The organism is Qipengyuania vesicularis, from assembly GCF_019711415.1.
Lineage (GTDB): Bacteria > Pseudomonadota > Alphaproteobacteria > Sphingomonadales > Sphingomonadaceae > Qipengyuania > Qipengyuania vesicularis.
Window position 1 is genome coordinate 318,844 of the sequence record NZ_JAIGNJ010000002.1, and the last position, 18,299, is coordinate 337,142.

Genomic DNA, 18,299 nt, shown 5'->3' on the forward strand with positions numbered 1-18,299 from the left:
GATAGCCCGGTTACTGGCGGTGCTGGCTGAGCAGCCGGTAGCCCCAAGCAGGTAATTCGATCGTCGCGCCCGGTTCGATGGCGGTTTCGTCGCCGGTAGCGAATTCGACATAGCTACCTTCGGGCAAGGCGTCCGAGAAGGTCGCCGATACGGGTTGGTCGCTCATGTTGAACAGGCCGAGGACCTTGTTGCCCTCTTCCTGGCGCACCCACGCCAGGAGCTGGTCGGGCGCGCTGTTCTCGACCTTGTGCATCACCGCGCCCCATTGCCCATTTTCCAGCGCCGGATTTGCCTTGCGGAACTCGATTAGGCGCTTCAGCAAATCGCCGTAGTTGCACTCGGGGTCCTGATCCCAGTCGATGGGATCTCGCTCGAAGAATTCGAGGCGCTTGGAATTGCAGGCCTCCATCCCGTTGTGGATCAGCGGCAGGCCCTCGCCGGTGAAAGAGAGAGCGGTCATCGCTTCGAGGGCAGCGCCGTAATTCTCCGCCATCGTACCTTCCCACGCATTGCTGTCGTGGTTCTCGATGTAGGTCATCCGCATTGCTTCGCGCGGCCACAAGCTCTCGTTTTCCGCGTAGTAGCCATAGAAGCTGGTGGCATCGCCCTTGCCCTGTGCCACGTTCTTGGTCGTGTTGTGCCAGTCCCAGGCATAGGTCGCATCGAAGGCCTTGTGATGGAAAGCGGTCTGCTGCACCTCGCCAAGCATAAAGACTGGCTTGATCGCATCGAGCCTTGCACGAGCGGTTTCCCAGAAATCGAGCGGGACGTAGCCCGCGACATCGGCGCGGTAGCCGTCGATGCCGAATTCGCGGACCCAGTATTCCATTGCCCCGCCGACATGTTCGCGCACGCCGGGCTTCGACCAGTCGAGATCGATGATATCGGACCAGTCCCACCAGGGCGTCGGCCGGAAATTATCGTCCCAGGTTTTCTCGTACCAGTCCGGATGTTCTGTCCGAAGCGGATGGTCCCATGCGGTGTGGTTGGCGACGAGGTCGAGGATGACCTTGAAGCCCTGAGCATGCGCCGCATCAACGAAGGCGCGGAATTCTTCTTCGGTCCCGAACTCCGGGTTCACCCCGTAATAATCTAGCACCGAATAGGGGCTGCCCAGCGTGCCCTTCCGGTTCTGCTCGCCGATCGGATGGATCGGCATCAGCCAGAGAATGTCTACTCCCAATTCCTTGAGGCGCGGCAATTGCTCCTGTGCCGCCTTGAAGGTCCCCTCTTTGGTGAAGTGGCGGGTATTGATCTGATAAAGCACCGCGCTGCGCGACCATTCGGGATGCTCGATCGTGACAACCGGCTGCGGCTCCCAGGTCTCTGCTTCGCTGGCGTCGGCAATCGAACAGCCAGTCAGAATGAGGGCGGCTGTCGTAGCTGCAAGCGCGAGCTTACGCATGAGCGGCCTCCTGAGGGATGGCCGCCTTTACACGCAGCATGGTCAAGGCCGCGATCAACCAGGCTCCGGCGGCGAACAGCATGGTCCAGACGGGCTCACCCGGGAAGAGCCACAGCATTAGCTGGCCCATCACCGTCGCCACCAGCAACTGCGGCACAACGATGAAGACGTTGAACAGCCCCATATAGATGCCAAGCTTTGCCTGCGGCAGATTCGAGGCGAGAATGGCATAGGGCATGGCAAGGATGCTCGCCCAGGCGATGCCGATGCCGACCTCGGCCAGCAGCAGCGTGTTTGCATCGCGCACGAAGAAGAACATCAGGAACCCCAGCGCACCCAGTGTCAGGCAGATCGAATGCGTCATCACCTGACCCACCTTACGGCTAAGCACGGGGAGCAGAGCCAGCGCGGCAATGGCAGCCACACCATTGTAGACGGTGAAGAGCACGTTCACCCAGTTCGCACCCTCGTTGTACGCCACGCTAGTCGTGTCGGTGCTGCCGAAGACATACTGCGTCACGACGGGCGTCGTGTTGATCCACATGATGAATAGCGCGGACCAGCTGAAGAACTGGACGAGCGCGAGGCGCTTCATAACCTCCGGCATTCCGGAAAAATCGCCGACGATGCTGGAAAGCATGTTGGCCGCCTGGCCTTTCTTCGCCATTGAGATCGCAATGGCGCTGAGCAGCCCGTAGACAGCGAGCAAGGCGCCGAGCAGCAGCATCTCCTTCTGCAGCTGGAATGACTGTACCAGAAGGACCACGGCGAGGCCCGCCGCCATCCATATGCCGCACGACAGATAGGTCTTCGATGCGAGAGCACGAATGGGTTGCGCAGTATCGGCCTCGGCCTCCTCGCCGAAGGAAGCCATCTCTTCCGGCGAATATTCCTTGGTCGTCACGATAGTCCACATGACGGCCGTGAACAGCGCGAAGGCACCGAACCAGAAGCTGAACCTGACAGTGTCAGGTATGCCGCCATCGGCAGCGACATTGCTCACACCCAGCTGCTCGAGAAAATAGGGGAAGATCGAACCGACCACAGCGCCTGCCCCGATGAAGGCGGTCTGCACGGCATAGCCCGCGCTGTGCTGATCGGTATTGAGCATGTCGCCCACGAAGGCGCGGAAGGGCTCCATCGAGACATTGAGCGAGGCATCGAGTACCCACAGCATGGCCGCTGCAAAGAAAAGCGGATAAGCGAAGGCGGAACTCAACGGCATGACGAAGAGCGAAAGTGCCGCGAAAATCGCGCCCGTCAGGAAGTATGGACGCCGCCGACCCAGCCGGTTCCAGGTCTTGTCAGACAAGTGGCCGATAATCGGCTGCACGATCAGGCCGGTGAGCGGTGCTGCGACCCACAAGGCGGGCAGATCGTCCATGCTTGCGCCGAGAGTCTGGAAGACACGGCTCATATTCGCATTCTGCAGCGCGAAGCCGATCTGGATTCCGAAGAAACCGAAGCTGATGTTCCAAAGTCCGGCAAAGCCCTGCCGGGGCTTCTCGCGCGCAGTCGCGTCCATAATGCTCTATCCTCGTCCCGGCCGGGTCTTTGCCCGGTCCCTTCCCATCATGGCTGGCACGAAGCGCGGCGCGAGGCCACTACGTATACGAATACGCTTAAGCGACGCTGCTGCCGCGCACGATCAGCTTGCCCGGCAGTTTGCGCGGCGGAAGGTCCCGCCCCTCGACCTGCGCAAGGAGGGTTTCCACGAGAATCTGCCCCGCCCCCCGAATGTCCTGCATCACGGTGGTCAGAGGCGGAGTGGTCATGCTGGCCGAAGGAATATCATCGAAGCCGACCACGGCCACGTCACCCGGGACGCTTAGCCCGGCATCGGCCAGGGCGCGCATGGCACCGATCGCAATGAGGTCGCTGGCCGCGAAGATTGCGTCGAACTCGGCCCCACGATCGAGCAAGGTCTTTGCCGCCTGTCGCCCTTCCTCTTCCGTTGTGAGAGCATCGACCTGAAGGCTGTCGTCAGGTTCGATCCCGGCCTTGCGCATGGCCGCGCAGAGGCCGCGATAGCGCCCGTTGAACTCCGGATAGTGATCATCCGCGTGGCCGAGGAAAGCGATCCGTTTCCGGCCTTGGTCCAGCAAATGTTCGCCCGCCAGCCGGCCTGCTTCCACATTGTCCGTACCGACCGTCACCCCGCTGCTGTCGCTCGACACGGAGCCCCAGCGCGCGAAATGCGTTCCTTGCCGCGCGAGCTGGTCCATCCGCTCGCGATACTTGGTGTAGTCGCCGTAGCCCAGGAGGATCAGGCCATCGGCGCGGTGGCTGTCCTGGTATTGCACGTGCCAGTCGTCCTCCATGCGCTGGAAGGAAATGAGCAGGTCCAGCCCCTCGTCCGCCGTCGCCTTGGTGATCGACCCCAGCATGGCGAGGAAGAAGGGGTTGATCATGGTCTCGTCGGGCGTGGGGTCCTCGAAGAAGAGCAAGGCGATCGTGTTCGAGCGTTGCGAACGCAGCGAAGAGGCATTCTTGTCGACCGTGTAATTGAGATCGCGGGCGATCTGTTCGATCTTTTGCCGTGTTTTCTCGCTGACGGAACGATCGCCGCGAAGCGCGCGGCTGACGGTCGGCTGCGACACGCCGGCAGCATAGGCGATATCGAAGCTGGTCGGCCGTCCGGTCGGCTTGCGTCCCATAGCTCTCCCCACAAGGGCGCTTCGCGGCCCTACGGGCCGACACTAGGCAGCCGCGGCTTGCATGGCAAACGAGCAACGATGCAATCGCGCCGAATTAGGGGGCTTTCACAAAGTTTCTTGTTGTGAACGTTCACTGTTGTTTTTGTGCACCAAGGCCGCGCTGCGCATAGTTTGCGTATACGTATACCGTCTTCCGCCGCTGCCAAATCCGGACCTATCAAGATGACAAGCAGGTGACACGCCTGCGTGACTGCATGGTCTGGGGGCCCCGAAAGAGGGATCGGACCAATCTCGGGAGAAGGACTGTTTATGGCTATTCGTAGCAAGCTTACCGCCACCGTCAGTATGTCGGCATTCGCCGTCGCGCTGGGCAGCGTCGCCGCACCGGCATTCGCGCAGGATGATTCCGAAACGGACACCGCAGCAGCAGCCGAAGAGGATAGCGATGTCATCGTCGTCACCGGTTTCCGCGCTGCTCTTCAGAACGCGACTGCGGAAAAGAAGCGGAGCGAGACAATTGTCGAATCGGTCAAGGCCGAGGATATCGGCAAGCTGCCTGACAACAGCATCGGTGAATCGATTGCCCGCCTGCCCGGCATCGCCGCGCAGCGCAGCAACGGCCGCGCCAATATCATCTCGATCCGCGGCTTCGGCCCGGATTTCTCGACCACCACGCTGAACGGTCGCGAGCAAACGACGACCAATGACAGCCGCGCAGTCGAGTTCGACCAATTCCCCTCGGAGATCCTGTCGGGCGTCGACGTCTACAAGTCTTCACAGGCGAACAGGACGGCAGGCGGCCTCGTTGGCAGCATCGATCTCCGCACAATCCGTCCGCTTGAAATGAACGAGCGTGTGATCGCCGTCGGCGCACGCGGCGTATACAATGACCTCAAGGCCGTAGCTGGAAGTCGGGACACGGGCTTCCGGGTATTCGGAACCTTCGTCGACACATTCGGAAATGACGATGTCGGCGTTGCGCTGTCGGCAGCCTACACCGACGAGCCCTACCATATCCGTGACTGGAATGCCTGGGGATATGGCGAGTATGCTCCCGGCGTCTTCGGGATCAGCGGCGTGAAGACCTGGGAGGAGTCCACCAGGCTCAAACGTCTCGGCCTGAACGGCACGGTGCAGGCGCGCGTGAGCGACCAGCTCCTGCTGACCGTCGACGGCTTCTATTCGAGCTTTGACGAAAAGCTCGATCAGAAGGGCTTTGAAATGCCGATCCTGTGCTGCGGTTCGACGGTGACCGGCTTTACGAGCCGCGAATTGACCGGTGTCGCAGCTGGCGCCTCGATCGTGACCAGCGCGTCATGGACCGGCCGTCCGATCATCGAGAACTACGCAACCGACCAGGAAAACGACACCTATTCCGTCGGCGGCAATCTGGAATGGGACAACGACAACGGTCTTCGCGCCATGCTCGATGTGAGCTGGTCGCGCACCGATCGCTGGCAGGACCGTTTGGAAACAATCGCAGGTTTGGGTCGCAACCTCCCGACGACCGACGGAGGTGGCAATCCGCTTCCCGTTAGCAGCTATGGCGGTACGTTCGGCTATACGCTGACCGAGGATAACGCGCTTCTCTTCACGAGCGATTTCGATGCCAACAGCTCTGCCCTCGTCCTGACCGACGTCCAGGGCTGGTCGGGCGCAACCAACCAGGCCGGCTATGACAAGATCCGTGAGAGCCGCGACGATCTCAAACAGATCCGTGCAGAAATCGAAAAGGATCTGGGCGGGTTCTTCGAGTCGGCCATCGTGGGCGTGGACCATGTGTACCGTACCAAGCGCCTCACACAGTCGGAGGCGACACTGGTGCCGCCCAATGGCGCGGATTTCGCGACCATTCCCGCGGACATTCTGGTCGAGCCGACAAATCTCGATCGTGGCTTTGGACTGGTCCTTTCATACGACCCGCGCCTGCTCGTCCCGCAAGGAGTGCTCGACTACGTACCGAACACCTTCGGAGACTCTCAGGCTTACGAAGTAACCGAGGACGTCTGGACGCCTTACGCTTTGCTCACTTTCGGGGCGGCACTGGGCACGACCGATCTTACCGGCAACATCGGTGTGCAGGCCGTGCACACCAGTGTGACCTCGGAAGGCGCGGTCAACCCGACCGTTACCGATGACTACTGGATGGTGCTGCCGAGCCTGAACCTCAACTTCCGCGCACCGGAAGACGTGGTGATCCGCTTCGGTGCGTCACGCCAGTTCATGCGACCGCGTCTGCCGCAGATGAATAACATCATCGGGTTCGGCGTGAACAATGCTTTCACCCCGCCGATCTACACCGGTGGTGGCGGTAACCCCACCCTTCGCCCCTACATGGCGACCGCAATCGACATGAGCTTCGAAAAGTATTTCGGTACTCAGGGTTACATTGCGCTCCAGCTCTACTGGAAGAACCTCGACCAGTATATCGATCCGAGCGCCAACGACACCGCGTTCGACTATTCGGTCTTCCCCGCACCTCCGGGCCAGGTCCCGTCATCGCCGATCGGAATCTTCAGCGGTCCGGTCAACACCGAGGGTGGCTTCATCATGGGCGGCGAGCTCGCAGGGACGCTTCCCTTCGAAGTCTTCTCATCCGCGCTCGATGGCTTCGGCCTGACTGGTGGCGTCGCATATACCGATACCAAGGCCGAGGATTTCAACGGCAACTCGAGCGACATTCCCGGCTACTCGAAGTGGGTGGCCAACATGACCGCCTACTACGATCGCGGCAGCGGACTGAGCGCCCGTGCCAGCATGCGCTACCGTTCGGACTTCCTTGGCGACTTCTCGCTGTTTAGCGGCGGCCTCGATCGTCAGTCGGTCCTCGCCGAAACAGTCTTCGATGCGCAAATCGGCTACGATTTCGCGGAGGGGTCAACTCTCGAAGGCCTTTCGCTCTTCGTCCAGGGACAGAACCTCACGGACGAACGCCAGGCAACGGTTGCCCAGATCAATGGCAACGGAATCGACGATGCATGGCTGAAATATCAGACCTACGGTCGCCGCTTCCTCGCCGGCTTCACCTATAAGTTCTGACCCAAGCAAGGCGTGTCCGGCCTGTTGGCAGGCCGGACACGCAAAGCCATGGTGAAGCGATGAGCAACACCGAAAACCTCAAGATTGCCATTGCCGGCGGCGGGACCGCCGGATGGATGGCTGCCGCACTATTCGCCCGGTTTCTCGGAGCAACCGCCGAGATCACCCTGGTCGAATCCGATGCGATCGGCACGGTCGGCGTGGGCGAGGCGACCATCCCCCAGATCCACAATCTGATCATCGGTCTCGGTCTCGACCAGGCCGAATTCATGCGCGCGACCAATGCCAGCTTCAAGCTGGGGATCGAGTTCGTCGACTGGCTGCGCGAGGGTCACAGTTACATCCACAGCTTTGGCACCACCGGCCGTCCGGTCGGGCTCATCCCCTTTCGACAGCTGTGGCTGCGCGGGCGAGCATTGGGCGTCGCCGAAGACTTCGGCGCTTATAGTGTGAATATTGCTGCCGCGCGGCAGCAGCGGTTCAGCCTGGCCTCGCTCAAGTCCGTACCCGACCTCGCCTACGCCTATCATTTCGATGCCGCGCTCCTCGCGAAGCTCCTGCGAAGCTATTCGGAAGCTCGCGGAGTGAAACGGATCGAGGGCAAGATCGAGAGATTCGAGCGCGACGGCGCCAGCGGCGACATCACGGCCCTCACGCTCGAAGGCGAGCGCGAGATTCACGCCGAACTCTTCATCGATTGCACCGGCTTTGCCAGCCTCGCTCTGGGGCAGGCGCTGGATGTGCCTTTCGTGGACTGGAGCCAATGGCTGCCTTGCGATACCGCACTGGCCGTCCCGACCGAGGGTGGTGAACAGCTGCGACCTTACACCCAGTCGATGGCACGTCCCGCAGGCTGGCAATGGCGGATCCCGCTGCAACACCGCACCGGCAATGGCCACGTATTCTGCTCCTCGTTCATGGAGGTCGAAGAGGCCACGCAATTGCTACTCGACACGCTCGAGACAGAACCACTCGCAGACCCTCGCCCGATCCGCTTCCGGACCGGGCATCGAAAGGAATTCTGGTCCCACAACTGTGTCGGCCTGGGCCTTGCCGCCGGTTTCATGGAGCCGCTGGAATCGACATCGATCCATCTGGTTCAATCGGGCATTGCCCGACTGCTGAACCTTCTGCCCGGCGACCGCCACAACCTTTCGCAGGCTCGTCAGACCTTCAACCGCCAGTCGACCGTTGAGTGGGAGCGCATCCGCGACTTCCTGGTGCTTCACTACATCGCGAATGAGCGGGAAGGCGATGCATTCTGGGACCATTGCCGCGCGATGACACCACCCGATACGCTTCGCGAGAAGCTCGAGATGTTCTCGAATTCCGGCCAGTTCGTTCGCGAAGACGACGAACTGTTCCTGGACGACAGCTGGGCGCAGGTCATGCTTGGACAAGGAATCGAACCGCGCAGCTGGTCGCCTCTCGCCGACAATGTGCCGGGCGAGGATGTCGGTCCCTTCCTCGCAGCCCTCGAAAAGCAGGCGACGACCATCGCGGCCGCTCTACCCACCCACCGAGAATTCCTTACCGGCCTCGTTGGCCGCGCACCGGAGACAGCATGATGAAACGCGCCCTGCGCCCCGCATTCCCCTTGCTCGCCCTTGGCCTCGCTGCCTGCGCCACCGCGCAGACGCCTCCGCCCGCGCCTGATGCCGACGTCAGCTTTCGGAAGCGCGTGCCGTCGGAGGAAGTTGTCTATTTCGTCCTGCCCGACCGCTTCGAAAACGGCGACACATCGAACGATCTCGGTGATTTCACAGGCGGCCCTCTCGATCATGGCTTCGATCCGGCGCACAAGGGTTTCTTCCATGGCGGCGACCTTGCTGGCCTCACGCAGCGGCTCGACTATCTCGAAGGTCTCGGGATTACCGCCATCTGGTTCGCGCCGATCTTCCAGAACAAGCCGGTCCAGGGCCCTCCCGGCAACGAAAGCGCCGGCTATCACGGCTATTGGGTGACCGACTTCACGCGGCCAGACAGCCATTTCGGCAGCCGCGAGGAATTCCGCACCTTCGTCGAGGCGGCGCATGCTCGGGGGATGAAGGTCTATATGGACATCATCACCAACCATACGGCCGATGTCATCCGCTACACTGAGGGCGACGAGACGGGCTATGCCTATCGGAGCAAGGGAGACTTCCCCTATTCGCGCAAAGGCGGGGTGAATGGTGCAGCCATCAACGAAGGCTTCATGGGCGACGAGGATCGTAGCGAGGCCAATTTCGCAAAGCTGACCGACCCGAGTTACGCCTATACGCCAGTCGTGCCCGAGGCAGAGAAGGACGTGAAGGTCCCCGCCTGGCTCAACGATCCGATCTACTACCACAATCGCGGCGACACGACTTTCAGCGGCGAAAGCAGCCGGCAGGGCGATTTCGTCGGTCTCGACGACCTCTTCACCGAGCATCCGCGCGTGGTCGAGGGCATGATCGACATCTATGCGGGATGGATCCGCGACACCGGCATCGACGGCTTCCGCGTCGATACTGCGCGCCACGTCAATCCGGAGTTCTGGCAGGAATTCGTACCCGCAATGCTGGACACCGCGCGGGAAGCTGGCATTCCGAACTTCCACATCTTCGGCGAAGTCTACCGCGACGATCACGACAATGGATACATTGCCCAATACACTCGCCGCGACGGCTTTCCCGCCGTGCTCGATTTCGCCTTCCAGCAGGGCATTCGAGAAACCGTGAGCATGGGCAAGGGAACCTTTATCCTCAACGAACTGTTCGATGGCGATGTGCTCTACGAAGGCGGCGAGGAAGCCGCTCTCGGCATGCCGACCTTCCTCGGCAATCACGACATGGGCCGTTTCACCACCATGCTGCGCTGGGACAACCCAGACATCAGCAGCGACGAGATGCTTGCCCGGACCAGGCTCGCCCACGCCATGCTGCTGACGCTGCGCGGATCGCCGGTGATCTACTATGGCGACGAGCAGGGTTTCGTGGGCGATGGCAACGACCAAGCCGCGCGCGAGGACATGTTCCCCAGCCTTACCGATAGCTACAATGACAACGAGCTGATCGGCACCGATGCGACAACTGCGACAAGCAATTTCGATCGCACGCACCCGCTCTACCGCCTGATTGCGGAATTCTCGGACATTCGCCGCCAGCACGAGGCGCTTTCACGCGGTCGGCAGGTCGTTCGTCATTATGGAGACGAGGCCGGTATCTTCGCTGCCAGTCGCTTCGATCCGGAAGACGGTCGCGAATACCTCCTCGTTTTCAACACAAGCGGTGCGACGCAATCCGCCAATGTCACCCTCGGATATGACGCAAGAGCTTTCGAAACGCTTGCAGGCAGCTGTCCTTCAGCACCTACCGCCCCGGGCAGCGCGGCCTTCACCCTGCCTGCATTCGGCTGGGCCGTGTGCCGCGTGTCGGAGCGCGCCGAATGAGCCGCGAGGCACACAATTCCGACCTGCCATGGTGGAAGGGTGCGACGATCTACCAGATCTATCCGCGCAGCTTCATGGATTCAAACGGCGACGGGATCGGCGATCTGCCGGGCATTACGCAGCGCCTGCCGCATGTCGCCAACCTCGGCGTGGACGCGATCTGGATTTCACCCTTCTTCAAGTCGCCGATGAAGGACTTCGGCTATGACGTGTCCGACTATCGCGAGGTCGACCCGATCTTCGGCGATCTCACCGATTTCGACGCGCTGGTAACCCGCGCGCACGAGCTTGGCCTCAAGGTCCTGATCGACCAGGTCTATTCGCACACTTCCGACGAACACGCCTGGTTCGAGGAATGCCGGTCGAGCAGGCACAATCCAAAGGCGGACTGGTATGTCTGGGCCGACGCCAAGCCCGATGGTACCCCGCCGTCCAACTGGCAGTCGGTCTTCGGGGGCCCGGCATGGACCTGGGACGCGCGGCGCGGCCAGTATTACATGCACAATTTCCTCAGCTCGCAACCACAGCTCAACCTGCACAATCGAGAGGTTCAGGACGCTGTGTTGGAGGTAATGCGGTTCTGGCTGGAACGCGGCGTCGACGGCTTCCGGATCGATGCGCTCAATTTCGCGATGCACGACCCGGAGCTGCGCGATAATCCGCCAGCTCCGGCCACCGACAAGGCGCGCACGCGCTCGTTCGATTTCCAGCTCAAGAAATTCAACCAGGGTCACGCCGACATCCCGGCTTTCATCGAGCGGATCCGCGAGCTTACCGACAGTTTCGACGGGGTCTTCACTGTCGCGGAAGTCGGCGGCGACGATGCCATGCGCGAGATGCGGCTCTTCACCGAGGGCGAAGATCACCTCAATTCGGCCTACAGCTTCAACTTCCTTTATGCGGAAAAACTCACCGCACAGCTCGTGTGCCGTTCGCTGTCCGAATGGCCGGACGAAGAAGGTGTCGGATGGCCGAGTTGGGCATTCGAGAACCACGACGCACCGCGTGCACTCAGCCGCTGGTGCAATGGCGAGGATTGCGATGCCTTCGCGCGGCTCAAGACCCTCCTTCTGATGAGCCTGCGCGGCAATGCGATCCTCTATTATGGCGAGGAACTGGGGTTGAGGCAGGTCGATATCCCCTTCGACCAGTTGCACGACCCCGAGGCGATCGCCAATTGGCCGCTGACATTGAGCCGCGACGGTGCCCGTACGCCCATGCCGTGGGACGAGAGCGCCAGTGCGGGATTCGGCAGCAAGGAGCCCTGGCTCCCCGTCGGCGACGCCAATCGCGCGCGGCCGGTTGCGGTGCAGGATCGCGAAGAAGGCTCCCTGCTTGCATCCACGCGCAAGGCGATAGCGCTGCGCCGCGCCAATCCGGCCATGAAACACGGCAAGGTAACCGAATGCCGGCATGACGGCGATTTGCTGATCCTCCGCCGCGAAGCCGCGGGCCAGACCCTCGAATTCCGCTTCAATCTCGGCACCAAGCCGATCGGTCTCGACGATTGCCAAGGCCGCGTCCTGATGGCTATCAACGGTGCGAGCCACAGCGATTTGCCGGCCTATGCCGCAATCATAACGGAGATTTCCGAATGACCCGCCTCGCTCTTCTGCTGACCGCCGCGCTGCTCCCCTTGAACGCCGCACAGGCCGAGACCGTCACCTCTCCCGATGGCCGGATAAAGGTCACGCTCGATGCCGATGGCGAAGGCATTCCCTTTTACGAGGTGAGCCGCGATGGCGTGCCGATCATCGCCAAGTCGAACCTAGGTTTCACATTCACCGATGCCGATCCACTGCGTCGCAACTTCGAAGTCGTAGGCTTTCGCGAGCAGGCCACCAACACCACTTGGGAGCAACCCTGGGGCGAGCAGCAATGGGTGATCGACAGCCACAATGAACTGGCAGTAACCTTCCGCCAAAGAGACGAGGGGGCGCGAGAGATCACGGTGCGCCTGCGCGTGTTCGACGACGGCATCGGCTTCCGCACCGAGTTCCCGGAGAACCCGGAAAAGCGCTTCACCAACATCGCGGAAGAGCTCACCGAGTTCAATATCGCCAGCGATGGCACCGCCTGGTCTATCCCGGCAGGTGACTGGAACCGGTACGAATATCTCTACTCCAAGACGCCGATCAGTGCATTGTCCACGGTGCACACGCCTGTGACGATGGTGCTCGACAACGGCACCCACCTCTCCTTCCATGAAGCGGCGCTGGTCGATTATTCAGGGATGTGGCTGAAGCGTATCGACGGTACGCGCCTGCGTGCGCAGCTCGCACCCAGTCCGCGCGGTGCGAAGGTCGTGCGCGACGGCGCTTTCCACACGCCATGGCGCACCATCCTGATCTCATCCAACCCCAAGGGCCTGTTCGAGAGCGACATCACGATCAATCTCAACGAGCCCAACAAGCTCGGCGATGTCAGTTGGTTCACGCCGCACAAATATATCGGCATCTGGTGGGGCATGCATCTCGATATCGAGAGCTGGGCCAGCGGCGAGAAGCATGGCGCGACGACCGAGAACGCCAAAAAATACATCGACTTCGCTGCCGAACACGGCTTCCGCGGCGTCCTGATCGAAGGCTGGAACAAGGGCTGGGACGGTAACTGGTTCGGCAACGGCCGCGATTTCAGCTTCACCGAAGCCTATCCCGATTTCGATATCGCCGAAGTCGCCCGCTACGGCGAGGAGAAGGGCGTCAAGATCATCGGCCACCATGAGACCGGTGGCAATATCAAGGTCTACGAAGAGCAGCTCGAGGACGCGATGGCATTCTACGAGAGCCTCGGGATCGACGCGGTCAAGACTGGCTATGTCGCCGATGCGGGCGGCGTCATCGCACCTGCGGGCGAAGGCGGCTGGGGCGAAACCTTCGTGTGGCACGACGGACAGGAAATGGTCCGGCACCATCTCAAGGTCGTCGAGGAAGCCGCCGAGCACCAGATCGCAGTCAATCCGCATGAACCGATCAAGGATACCGGGCTGCGCCGTACCTATCCCAACTGGGTGAGCCGCGAGGGCGCGCGCGGTGCGGAATACGATGCCTGGGCAGAGCCGAAGAACGATCCGGGCCATGTGCCCGAACTGATCTTCACACGGATGCTGGCTGGTCCCATGGACTATACGCCTGGTGTGTTCTCGCTCGAGGGTCGCGGGGCCACGGCACCCGACCTGCCGAGCACACTGGCGCGGCAGCTGGCATTCTACGTCACGATCTATTCGCCGATCCAGATGGTCGCCGACTTGCCCGAGAACATTGCCAGATATCCCCGCGCGCTCGACTTCGTGAAGCGCGTGCCCGCGGACTGGGCGGAAAGCATGCTGGTCGACGGAAAGGTCGGCGAATTTGCCGTGATCGCCAGGCGCGATCGGGACACGCTCAACTGGTATGTCGGCGCGGTTACTGACGAGGCGGAGCGCAGCGTCAGCGTCCCGCTTTCCTTCCTCGATCCGGGCAAGCGCTATGCCGCCACCATCTGGCGCGACGGTGCACGCGCGAACGGCCTCGGCAATGATCGCCACGCCATGGAAGTCGAAACCCGGACGGTCAGCGGCGATGACACGCTTGAACTCAGGATCGCACCGGCGGGCGGCTTCGCCATCGAGTTCGTTCCCCAAGGGTGAGCGAAGGGCCGAAACCTCCGCACATCGTCGTCCTGGGCGGCGGAAGCGCGGGCTGGATAACGGCCTGCCTCCTGCACCACGAATGGGGCGCGCGCGGCGGCAAAGTCACCGTTGTCGAAAGTCCCGCGATCGGGATCATCGGCGTCGGCGAAGGCTCCACACCCCAGCTCAAGGCCTTCTTCGACCTGCTTGGCATTGCGGAACGCGAGTGGATGGGCGCCTGCGATGCGACCTACAAGCTCGGCATCCGTTTTACAGGCTGGAGCGAGACCCCCGGCTTCGAGAGCTATTTCCACCCCTTCCCCGGCCCCGTCGACCTGCACAGCGAACCCGGCTTCGCGCAAAATTGCGCCCTGAGGCGAAAGGGCGCCGATGTGCCGGCACATCCGGACGACTGGTTCCTCGCCTCGATCCTGGCAGAGCAAAGCAAATCGCCGCGCGCGGAAGAGACATTCCCTTTCGCACCCAGCTACGGCTACCATTTCGATGCTCACAAGCTCGGCACCTTCCTGCGTGATTGGGCAGTGGGGCGCGGCGTTGAACACCGCCCGCTCAAGGTCGAAGAAGTCGAATTGTCCGGCGAACAGGAGATCGCTGCGCTCCTTTGCGAAGGCGGCGAGCGGATCGAAGCGGATTTCTTCGTCGATTGCTCCGGCTTCGCCTCGATCCTGTCGCAGCAAAGGCTCGGTACGCGGTTCATCTCTTTCGGCGAGAACCTGTTCAATGATCGGGCGGTCGTTATGCCCACCGCACACTCCTCGACGCCCCGCCCGCAGACCGATGCCATCGCCATGAGCGCGGGCTGGCGGTGGTCGATCCCGCTCACCTCGCGCGTCGGCAATGGCTACGTCTACTCCTCGCGCCACATCTCCGATGAAGACGCGGAGGCAGAACTGCGCGCAGCTATCGGGACCGAGAAAGACGCTGGGGAGGCGCGGCTACTGCACATGAAGGTCGGCCGGGTCGAAAACAGCTGGACGGGCAATTGTCTTGCTGCGGGCCTCTCGCAGGGGTTCATCGAGCCGCTGGAGGCAACGGCCCTCCACATCGTCATCTACACCGCGACCGATTTCGCCAAGGCATTCGAGGCTGGCGGCTTCACACCAAAGCATCGCGATACCTTCAACCGCCGTATTGCCGAGCGTTACGACGGAATCCGTGACTATATCGTGGCGCATTACCGGATGAACGGTCGGACCGACAGCGACTATTGGCGAGAGAACGGGGCAAACGAGGCCCTGCCCGAAGGCCTGAAAGCGATGATAACCGCCTGGTTCACGCACGAGGACATCGGAAGCGCGAACCGCGAGATCAACGGACGGACACCCGCCTATCCCTCGCTAAGCTGGCACTGCCTGCTCGCAGGCTATGGCTGTTTCCCGGATCGTGAGAAACTCCAGCAGCTCCCTGCGGGCATCGAAGCTGCAAGCCTCGAAGACGTCCGAGCCATGCTGCAGGCATGCGCGCGCAACTTCCCGGACTACGATCCGCTCTCGTAGCCTTCCGGCATGCAGGCGTGCCAACTTAGAGTGAGCGGCGCGAGATAGTCAGGGGACGGGCGTGTCGTCGGCTGCGTCCGGCTCGATATCCTCGCCAATTCCCTGCTGGCCCTGCACCACTTCGCCCGACTGGAAGATCGGGCCTTCGGTCGGCAGGGTAACGGGAGCCGCGCTTCCATCGGCGGGAGCATCACCGGCTATGACGATGGGCACCTGCTCTTCGCTCGCAGGGGGAAGATCGACAGGAGCCTGCGTTTCGCCGGGGGCGCTGACAGGCGCGGTCGCAGGCATGGCGCCCACCACGGTCTGACCCGGCTCCACTTCGACATTCGGATCGAGCGGGTTCACGTAGCCCTGCACTGTCGTCGTCACCGTAGGCGGACCGTATTGCGAATCCCACGCAGCGAGATCCACGCGGTATTGCTCATAGGCCCGGAAGAAGTCCTCGAAGACGGCCTCGATCCGCGGGAGCGCAGAAGCGGCATAGGTTTCCAGCGTATTCGGTTCGATCGTCAGTACTTCCTGACTAATCGCATGGCTGACTTCGCAGAAATCCGCCTTCGCCGGCGGCAGGGCGAAGTAGTTGTAGACCTGCGTCATGTAGGAATCCTGCACGTCGCGGTACGTCACGCCATAGGCTTGGCGGAACTCGCTCTGCAGGGCCCGATTGGTCGCCGACAGCTGGCGCGCCTTGCGTTTCAGGAAGGCGCCATAATTGTCGACCAGCGAGGCGTGCTTGGGATCGAGGCAATTGAGCGCTGCCACGTTGAGCGCCGAACGAAGGTTCCAAGTGGTTTGCGCTGGCGTGAGGTTGGCGTTGACCGTCTGGCGCACTCCCGTTGCAGCCATCATCGGGATGGTCATGCCGAGCGACGCACCGGAAGGCGGCGTCGGGCGCGGTGGAATTACGACCGGCGCAGGGGGAGGCGGAGGCGGTGGTGGCGGTGGAGGAGGCGGGGGCGGCGTAGCACAGGCGGCGATTGCTGCGAGGCCCGCAGCCATGGCGGCAAGGCGAATTGACTGGATAGACACACGGCTCACGGGGTGCGGACCCTCCTCAAGGCTTGTTGGCATCATCGCCCGTCACGCATTGATCGGGGATGAAGCGACAAGGACCCTAGCCTCCTGTGCCGACAAAGAAAATGCCCGGGGCGAAGGTTTCGCCCCGGGCACGTTGGGTAGACCGGCAGTTGCGGTCGGCGGTGAGAATTACTCGCGGTTGCCGAGGAACTGCAGGATGAAGAGGAACAGGTTGATGAAGTCGAGATAGAGGCTCAGCGCACCCATCACGACGGCCTTGCCGGCAAACTCCGTGCCGCGCAGGTAGGCGTATTCTTCCTTCAGGCGCTGCGTATCGTAGGCGGTGAAGCCAGCGAAGATCAGCACGCCGAGGATCGAAATGACCAGGCCCATCGCGCCCGACTGGAACACGAAGGCGTTGAGCAGCATCGCCACGATGATACCGATCAGGCCCATCAGCAGGAAGCTGCCCCAGCCCGAAAGGTCCTTCTTCGTGGTGTAGCCGAACAGGCTCAGCCCGGCGAATGCGGCGGCAGCGGCAAAGAACGCCGAAGCGACCGATTCACCCGTGTAGACCGCGAAAATCGTCGACAGCGAGAGGCCCATCGAAACCGCAAAGGTCCAGAACATCGCCTGAAGCGTGGTCTTGCTGAACCGCCCGATCCCGCCAAAGGAGATGGCGAGGATGAAGGCCAGCGGAGCCAGTTTGATCACCCAGCCGAGGCCGGTGACCTGCAGCGAACGACCGTAGGGCGTCTGCACAACGTTGAAGGCCGCGTCGAACAGCGGGGTGTTCACGAACAGCAGCGAAACGATGCCGGTCAGCAGCACGCCCGATGCCATCATGTTGTAGATCGACAGCATGTGCTTGCGCAGCCCCGCGTCGAAGGTGGTTCCACGGGTAGCCGCGTCGCCAGCGCGCGGAACGGACGTCATGTCCACTCGGCGGTTGGTGTCGTTCCAATCGGCCATTGTTTCAAATCTCCCTAGTGCAAGGGCGCAAAATGCCCTGCTTCTGAAAAGAATATCGGGTTTTTACCGGAGGATTTCAAGCGAAACCGGAACGGACATGCCTAATGCAAAATCAAGGATTTGGCTCAGGCTTCCCCTGCGGCATCCACCATCGCCGCCTTGAGCGCCTCGCGCGGCGATTTGTCGCCCCATAGGACGAACTGGAATGCCGGGTAGAACCGGTCGCATTCCTCCACTGCAAGTTCGACCAGCGATTGCGCCTGATCGAGACTGAGCAGCCCTTCGCGGCCTAACAGGGTGCCGTTCCGATAGAGCATCACGCCGCCATTCGACCAGATATCGAAATGGCCCAGCCACATCTGCTCATTGGCCAGTGCGACGAGTTCCTGCGCAGCGCCCATCTTTTCGGCTGCAATGCGGATGTCCGGCAGGCACAGCACTTGGAGCACGCGATCCTCGGGCCGCCAGATGGCGCGTAGCTGATACTTGGCCCAGCTGCCCTGAATCTCGCCGCAAATCTCTTCCGAACCAACCTCGCATGGCCAGCCGCGCGCTTCGAACAACGCCACAAGCATGTCGAGCGGAGCGGCGTCCTCCTCGACCTCGTATCGCGTGTCTCCTGCACGCATCAGCGCTGTCTCGTCCGTGTCATGGGTCCCATGTGGAG

12 protein-coding genes are annotated in these 18,299 nt (G+C 61.8%); 6 read left to right on the forward strand and 6 right to left on the reverse strand.

Features of this window, described 5'->3' with window-relative positions:
- Positions 1-10: 10 nt before the first annotated feature.
- The 3 genes from K3146_RS07185 to K3146_RS07195 all read right to left on the reverse strand — a co-directional run bounded on the left by K3146_RS07185 (position 11) and on the right by K3146_RS07195 (position 4,062).
- Positions 11-1,405: an alpha-amylase family glycosyl hydrolase gene (locus K3146_RS07185; RefSeq protein ID WP_221545596.1), complete on the reverse strand. Its 1,395-nt coding sequence runs from the start codon at positions 1,403-1,405 to the stop codon at positions 11-13.
- Positions 1,398-2,930, reverse strand: a complete 1,533-nt coding sequence (locus K3146_RS07190; RefSeq protein ID WP_221545597.1) for an MFS transporter — start codon at positions 2,928-2,930, stop codon at positions 1,398-1,400. Before K3146_RS07190 ends, K3146_RS07185 begins: the two co-directional genes overlap by 8 nt.
- Before the next feature lie 97 nt (positions 2,931-3,027).
- On the reverse strand, positions 3,028-4,062 hold the full coding sequence (locus K3146_RS07195) for a LacI family DNA-binding transcriptional regulator (RefSeq protein ID WP_221545598.1): 1,035 nt from the start codon (positions 4,060-4,062) through the stop codon (positions 3,028-3,030).
- Positions 4,063-4,371: 309 nt separating this feature from the next.
- Between K3146_RS07195 and K3146_RS07200 the strand changes: the two genes are divergently transcribed.
- Genes K3146_RS07200 through K3146_RS07225 form a run of 6 tightly spaced genes read left to right on the forward strand, consistent with a single transcriptional unit; the run spans position 4,372 to position 15,640 of the window.
- The gene (locus tag K3146_RS07200; RefSeq protein WP_221545599.1) at positions 4,372-7,101 is read left to right on the forward strand and encodes a TonB-dependent receptor; all 2,730 of its coding nucleotides are present in this window, start codon (positions 4,372-4,374) and stop codon (positions 7,099-7,101) included.
- Positions 7,102-7,160: 59 nt separating this feature from the next.
- Positions 7,161-8,669, forward strand: coding sequence for a tryptophan halogenase family protein (locus K3146_RS07205; protein ID WP_221545600.1), 1,509 nt, complete (start codon positions 7,161-7,163; stop codon positions 8,667-8,669).
- Complete coding sequence (locus K3146_RS07210; RefSeq protein WP_221545601.1) at positions 8,666-10,513, forward strand: alpha-amylase family glycosyl hydrolase; 1,848 nt, start codon at positions 8,666-8,668, stop codon at positions 10,511-10,513. Before K3146_RS07205 ends, K3146_RS07210 begins: the two co-directional genes overlap by 4 nt.
- A complete protein-coding gene (locus K3146_RS07215; RefSeq protein WP_221545602.1) occupies positions 10,510-12,111 on the forward strand; it encodes an alpha-amylase family glycosyl hydrolase in 1,602 nt (533 codons plus the stop codon). Before K3146_RS07210 ends, K3146_RS07215 begins: the two co-directional genes overlap by 4 nt.
- Positions 12,108-14,141 carry a glycoside hydrolase family 97 protein gene (locus K3146_RS07220; RefSeq protein ID WP_221545603.1) on the forward strand — a complete coding sequence of 678 codons (2,034 nt, stop codon included), beginning with the start codon at positions 12,108-12,110 and terminating at the stop codon, positions 14,139-14,141. The genes K3146_RS07215 and K3146_RS07220 overlap by 4 nt, the downstream gene beginning before the upstream one ends.
- Positions 14,138-15,640 carry a tryptophan halogenase family protein gene (locus K3146_RS07225; RefSeq protein WP_221545604.1) on the forward strand — a complete coding sequence of 501 codons (1,503 nt, stop codon included), beginning with the start codon at positions 14,138-14,140 and terminating at the stop codon, positions 15,638-15,640. The genes K3146_RS07220 and K3146_RS07225 overlap by 4 nt, the downstream gene beginning before the upstream one ends.
- Positions 15,641-15,688: 48 nt before the next feature.
- Here K3146_RS07225 and K3146_RS07230 read toward each other — a convergent pair whose 3' ends face one another.
- The 3 genes from K3146_RS07230 to K3146_RS07240 form a co-directional block, all read right to left on the reverse strand.
- Complete coding sequence (locus tag K3146_RS07230; protein WP_221545605.1) at positions 15,689-16,681, reverse strand: hypothetical protein; 993 nt, start codon at positions 16,679-16,681, stop codon at positions 15,689-15,691.
- Positions 16,682-16,849: 168 nt separating this feature from the next.
- Positions 16,850-17,632: a Bax inhibitor-1/YccA family protein gene (locus K3146_RS07235; protein WP_221545606.1), complete on the reverse strand. Its 783-nt coding sequence runs from the start codon at positions 17,630-17,632 to the stop codon at positions 16,850-16,852.
- A gap of 125 nt (positions 17,633-17,757) precedes the next feature.
- On the reverse strand, positions 17,758-18,261 hold the full coding sequence (locus tag K3146_RS07240) for a type III secretion system chaperone family protein (RefSeq protein WP_221545607.1): 504 nt from the start codon (positions 18,259-18,261) through the stop codon (positions 17,758-17,760).
- Positions 18,262-18,299 lie beyond the last annotated feature (38 nt).

Bases quoted from the DNA above. Each gene is read 5' to 3' on its own strand.
- K3146_RS07185 (WP_221545596.1), bottom strand. From the start codon at position 1,405: ATGCGTAAGCTCGCGCTTGCAGCTACGACAGCCGCCCTCATTCTGACT.
- K3146_RS07190 (WP_221545597.1), bottom strand. From the start codon at position 2,930: ATGGACGCGACTGCGCGCGAGAAGCCCCGGCAGGGCTTTGCCGGACTT.
- K3146_RS07195 (WP_221545598.1), bottom strand. From the start codon at position 4,062: ATGGGACGCAAGCCGACCGGACGGCCGACCAGCTTCGATATCGCCTAT.
- K3146_RS07200 (WP_221545599.1), top strand. From the start codon at position 4,372: ATGGCTATTCGTAGCAAGCTTACCGCCACCGTCAGTATGTCGGCATTC.
- K3146_RS07205 (WP_221545600.1), top strand. From the start codon at position 7,161: ATGAGCAACACCGAAAACCTCAAGATTGCCATTGCCGGCGGCGGGACC.
- K3146_RS07210 (WP_221545601.1), top strand. From the start codon at position 8,666: ATGATGAAACGCGCCCTGCGCCCCGCATTCCCCTTGCTCGCCCTTGGC.
- K3146_RS07215 (WP_221545602.1), top strand. From the start codon at position 10,510: ATGAGCCGCGAGGCACACAATTCCGACCTGCCATGGTGGAAGGGTGCG.
- K3146_RS07220 (WP_221545603.1), top strand. From the start codon at position 12,108: ATGACCCGCCTCGCTCTTCTGCTGACCGCCGCGCTGCTCCCCTTGAAC.
- K3146_RS07235 (WP_221545606.1), bottom strand. From the start codon at position 17,632: ATGGCCGATTGGAACGACACCAACCGCCGAGTGGACATGACGTCCGTT.
- K3146_RS07240 (WP_221545607.1), bottom strand. From the start codon at position 18,261: ATGCGTGCAGGAGACACGCGATACGAGGTCGAGGAGGACGCCGCTCCG.